Here is a 4,664-nt window from a genome sequence, read left to right as displayed (position 1 = left end):
CACCATGGCGTATGCGCCCCTGGCGGGAGAACGTCACCGAAAGCAGAGGTCAGGAAGCCGCATGTCCGAACGCACACCTGAGACAACGCCGGGGGAGGAGCAGATCGCACCGCAGGTCGACCCCGTGGCGGACGGAGCAACGGATGTGGCTGTTGAGCCCACGGATGAGGCTGCTGTGAATGCTGCCGTGGAGACGGCGCTGGGTGAGATCCAGGCAGCAGCGGATCTGGACCAGCTCAAGACCGTGCGTTTGGCGCACACCGGTGAGAAGTCTCCGCTGGCACTGGGCAACCGCAAGATCGGCAAGTTGCCCAAGGACCAGAAGGCCGTGGCTGGCAAGCTCATGGGCCAGGCCCGGGGTCGCGTGAACAAGGCCATTGCCGTACGCCAGGAGGTTCTTGAGGTTGAGCATGCCGAACGCATCCTGGTGGAGGAGGCCGTGGACGTCACGGCAGCCGGGCGCAGGCGCCGGATCGGTGGGCGGCATCCCATCAGCACGCTCATGGAGCGGGCCTCTGACATCTTTGTGGGTATGGGCTGGGAGGTGGCCGAGGGTCCGGAGATCGAGTCCGAGTGGTACAACTTCGACTCCCTGAACTTCAAGCCGGATCACCCGGCCCGCCAGCTGGTGGACACCTTCTTTGTGGATCCCCTGGACTCTCACCTGGTGCTGCGCACCCACACTTCCCCGGTGCAGATGCGTTCCCTGCTGACTCGTGACCTACCCCTGTACGTTGTGGCACCGGGCCGTGTGTTCCGCACCGATGAGCTGGATGCAACGCACACCCCCGTGTTCCACCAGATCGAGGGTCTGGCCGTGGACAAGGGTCTGTCCATGGCGGACCTCAAGGGCACGTTGGAGCACTTTGCCCGGCAGATCCTGGGCCCGGAGGCACAGATCCGCCTGCGGCCGAACTTCTTCCCCTTCACAGAACCGTCAGCGGAGATGGACGTGTGGCACCCGAACGCCAAGGGCGGTCCCCGCTGGATCGAGTGGGGCGGCTGCGGCATGGTCCACCCCAACGTTCTGCGGTCTGCCGGTGTGGACCCGGAGGTTTATTCAGGGTTCGCGTTCGGCATGGGAATTGACCGAACGTTGATGTTCCGCAATAACGTGCCTGACATGCACGACATGGTTGAAGGCGATGTTCGCTTCACCCAGCACTTCGGGATGGAGGTCTGAAATGCGAGTTCCTTTGTCATGGCTGCGTGAGTACGCGCCCGTCCCGGAGGACGCCACCGCTGAGCAGGTTTTGGACACCATGGTCACCGTGGGCTTTGAGGAAGAGGAAGTCCACCGCCCCACGGATGAGATCCAGGGCCCCGTGGTGGTGGGCCAGGTGCTCTCCCGTGAGCCGGAGGAGCACTCCAACGGCAAGACCGTGAACTGGTGCCAGGTCCGCGTGGTTCCTGAGGGCCAGGAGCAGACTTTGACCGGGAAGGGGATCGACCCGACCGGTGTTCAGGGCATAGTGTGTGGTGCGCACAATTTTGAGGTCGGGGACAAGGTGGTGGTCACCCTGCCCGGTGCCGTGTTGCCCGGTGATTTCCGCATCACCCCGCGCAAGACCTACGGCCACACCTCCGCAGGCATGATCGCCTCTGTGCGCGAACTGGGGATCGGTGAGGATCACGACGGCATCTTGGTGCTCTCCCGCATCGGACTGGACCCGGAGATCGGCGCGGACGCGCTGGAGCTGCTGGGCCTCTACGACGAAGCTGCTGAGATCAACGTGACCCCGGACCGCGGTTACGGCTTTTCCATCCGCGGTGTGGCCCGCGAATACAGTCACGCCGTGAACCAGCCCTTCCACGACTTTGTGCTGGATGCTGCAGACCGCGCGCCGCAGGCCAACGACGACGCCGGATTCCCGGTCGAGCTGGCCGATCAGAACCCCATCAACGGGGTGCCCGGATGCGATCGTTTTGTGACCCGCGTGGTCACGGGCATCAACCCGGAGGCACCCACGCCGCCGTGGATGGCTTCCCGCCTGCGTCTGGCCGGCATTCGGTCCTTGAGCTTGCCCGTGGACATCTCCAACTACGTGATGTTGGAGTTCGGCCAGCCTCTGCACTTCTATGACCTGGCCACACTTCAGGACAAGATCACCGTGCGTCGCGCCCAGGCCGGGGAGACCCTGACCACGCTGGATGACAAGCAGCGCACGCTGGATCCCGAGGACCTGCTGATCACGGATGCCTCCGGCCCTATTGGAATCGCCGGAGTCATGGGCGGGGCCTCCACCGAGGTCAGCGCGCAGACCGCTGACGTACTGGTGGAAGCCGCTCATTTTGACCCCATCACCATCGCTCGTTCCGCACGGCGGCACCGACTGCCGTCTGAGGCCTCCAAGCGCTTTGAGCGCGGGGTGGATCCCACCATTCAGGCCGCCGCAGCCCAGCGCGCGGTGGAACTGCTGGTGGAATTGGCCGGTGGCTCAGCTCAGGACGCCGCCGGAGACGTGGTGGCGGGTCAACGGCCTGAGCCGCAGGCGGTGCGCTTGGAGGCGGACTACCCGGCTCAGCGCGTGGGTGTGGAGTATTCGCCAGAACGCATCGAGGAACTCCTGATCCAGATCGGCTGTTCCCTGGAGTCCACCACCGCAGGTGAAGGGCAGACCGCATGGATGGTCACCCCGCCGTCGTGGCGTTCAGACCTGGTGGCCCAGGAGGACCTGGCAGAGGAAGTTGCGCGGCTGGACGGCTACCACAAGATTCCGTCCCGCCTGCCCGTGGCACCTCCCGGGCGGGGACTGACGCGGCAGCAGATCGGGCGTCGTCGTGTGATGAACACGCTGGCTGCAGCCGGTCTGACCGAGGTGTTGGACTACCCGTTCGTGTCCCAGGCAGAGAACAACCTCTGGGGTGACGCGCGGGCGGGCACCCACGTTCCCAGCATCAAACTGTTCAACCCGATTTCCGAGGCCAAAGGTTGGATGCGGGTCTCCCTGCTGCCCGGTCTTTTGGAAACGCTGCGGCGTAACCACTCGCGTGGCTTCCGGGACCTGGCACTGTTCCAGGCCGGTCTGGTATTCCTCCCGGCAAGCCAGGTGGGATCCCGTCACGTACCGGCCGGTGGCCTCAAGCTCGACGACGACGTCCTGGCCGATGTCAACGCCGGCATCCCCGAGCAACCATGGCGCGTGGGTGTGGTTCTGGCTGGTCAGGAAGCTCCCACGGCCCCGGGCATGGGAGCCCGAACCCTGGGGTGGCAGGACGCCGTTGACTACGCCTTCATGGTGGCTGACACCTTGGGCGTGGAGATGGAGGTCGCCAATGGCTCGCACCAGGGCTTCCACCCGGGACGTACGGCCACGTTCACCACGGCCGACGGCGCGCTGGTTGGCTGGGCCGGTGAACTGCACCCGCAGATCGTGGCTGCCGGCAACCTGCCCGAGCGCACGTGTGCCGTGGAGTTGGACCTGGATGCTCTGCTGGCAGCCCGGCCAGATGGCGTCCAGGCGCAGGATCTTTCCGTGCACACCGCTGCCACTCAAGACGTGGCGCTGCTGGTGGATGCCGATCTTCCGGCGGGTGTTCTGGTCACCACACTGCGCGAAGGCGCCGGAGATCTCCTGGAAGACGTCCGCGTTTTTGACGTCTACCAGGGTGATCGACTTCCGGCAGGACAGAAGTCCGTGGCTCTTGGCATGCGCTTCCGTGCCCCGGACCGCACCTTGACCGCTGATGAGGCTTCGGCCTCACGTGAAGCGGCGGTGGCTTTGGCCGCTGAGCGTCACGGCGCCGTTTTGCGCGGATGACTCACCGCATCCGGTGCGGGCGTTACCGTGGGAGACAGCATGACGGCCCGCGGGGTGCTCACACTTCCCTCATCAGACCGTGGATTGGTGGTGCGGCAGACTCGGCTCTGCCGCACCTCACAACCTGACCCGGCAGGAGCAGACGATGGACAAGCACAACCTCTTTGACGACGGCAACGAGCAGTCCGACCTTCTGGGCGGTGACGCGGTCCCGGAACGGGAGCCGAATGCAGTTGAGGGCTCGGTCGAGGACGCCCACCAGACAGGCGGAGATGACCCGCTGCAGGGATTCAACCGACTGGACGCAGAATCCTCCAGTGATTCTTCCGTGACGTGGTCTTCCGTGGGTGTGGCCATCCTGGGGCTGTTGCTGGCGGTGCTGCTGGTGGCTTTTTCCCACAACGCTTTCCAGCGCGCAGACGAGTTGCGCGGATGGGCCAATGACACCTGGGTGGTCAGCGGGCACTACTCCAACATGACCAATGCCCTGGAAGGCAGCGGGTTCAACCCCGTCTACCAGATCGCGCTGCCGGATGATCCGGAGGTGGCCAATCAGCGGTTCGACTCCGGCATGGCGGACCCGATTTTTGCTCGCCCCGGTCAGGCCGCGGAGGTCCGCGGTACGGACATCGGTGAGGTGACCGGTGACTTTGATCAGAGCGCGGACATTGTGCTGGGTGTGGAGGACGACACCTTGCAGGTGCTCTCCACGGAGGAACACGGAAGCCTGGACGGTGCGGTCACAGACCGCAGTGTGAGCCAGCAGCAGGTCAAGGGCTGGTTGCTGGCCGCAGCAGCGTTGGTAACCTTGGCGGCAGGCATTGCTGGTGCCCTGTGGTTGCGCCGCCGGGACCGTGACTGAGGCCCCGGCGCGCTCTCACAAGAACACCAAGGACATCACGG

At 65.0% G+C, this 4,664-nt stretch carries 3 protein-coding genes; all 3 read left to right on the top strand.

Features of this window, described 5'->3' with window-relative positions; all coding sequences use genetic code 11:
- Window positions 1-61: 61 nt before the first annotated feature.
- The 3 genes from pheS (at window position 62) to L979_RS11640 (ending at window position 4,623) form a co-directional block, all read left to right on the top strand.
- Entirely contained in the window at window positions 62-1,183 is a 1,122-nt protein-coding gene (gene pheS / locus L979_RS11650; RefSeq protein ID WP_081994413.1) for a phenylalanine--tRNA ligase subunit alpha, read from the top strand.
- 1 nt (window position 1,184) lies between these two features.
- A complete protein-coding gene (pheT, locus tag L979_RS11645) occupies window positions 1,185-3,761 on the top strand; it encodes a phenylalanine--tRNA ligase subunit beta (protein WP_047692378.1) in 2,577 nt (858 codons plus the stop codon).
- Window positions 3,762-3,906: 145 nt separating this feature from the next.
- On the top strand, window positions 3,907-4,623 hold the full coding sequence (locus L979_RS11640) for a hypothetical protein (protein WP_047692377.1): 717 nt from the start codon (window positions 3,907-3,909) through the stop codon (window positions 4,621-4,623).
- The last annotated feature ends 41 nt before the right edge of the window (window positions 4,624-4,664 follow it).

This window comes from Kocuria sp. ZOR0020, assembly GCF_000800955.1.
GTDB classification, from domain to species: domain Bacteria; phylum Actinomycetota; class Actinomycetes; order Actinomycetales; family Micrococcaceae; genus Kocuria; species Kocuria subflava.
This window is presented reverse-complemented; position numbering and strand designations above follow the sequence as displayed.